At 66.7% G+C, this 544-nt stretch carries 1 protein-coding gene; it reads left to right on the top strand.

Going from position 1 to position 544, the window contains the following annotated elements; all coding sequences use genetic code 11:
* On the top strand, nucleotides 1-544 hold a 544-nt coding region (locus RAD16_RS40500), incomplete at both ends, for a hypothetical protein (protein ID WP_458163640.1).

Here is a 544-nt window from a genome sequence, read left to right as displayed (position 1 = left end):
CTCAGCCATCCGGCGCTCGCGCTCGACTATGCGCTGTTCGTCATGATCGACGACCGCATGAGCAGCTCCGCCGCCTACGGCTCGACCATTCGCGCCCGCTCCCCTCAGGATCCGGTATCGGGCGAGCTGCCGTCGACGCGGGCCCGAGCCTATTTGGCCGAAGCCCATGACGGGCTCGACGCGGTCTGGACGGAGCACAGCAGCGAAGTCGAGCGGTTCGAGGCGTTCCGGGCGCTTGACGACGACGGCAAGGCGGCTTGGCTCGCCTATATCGTCGCGATGTCGCTCGAAGCGCCGAGCTACCGTGCCGATCAGTGCCCGCTTCAGAACCGTCTCGCGACGATCATGGGAGTCGACGTCGCAAGCTGGTGGCGGCCGACCTCGGAGAACTTCTTCGACCGCGTCAGCAAGGGCTCGATCCTGACCTTGCTCGCCGAAGTCGGCGGCGCCGCGCTGACCGCCCGTCACGCCACCATGAAGAAGACGGAGATCTCGCAGTCCTGCGCGAAGCTCTTCGCAGGTGAGGCGATCGTCGAGCCGGAAG

The sequence above is a fragment of the Bradyrhizobium sp. 18BD genome (genome assembly GCF_054185225.1).
Note: the sequence above shows the minus strand (reverse complement) of the source record. Positions and strands in the feature narration are given on the sequence as shown.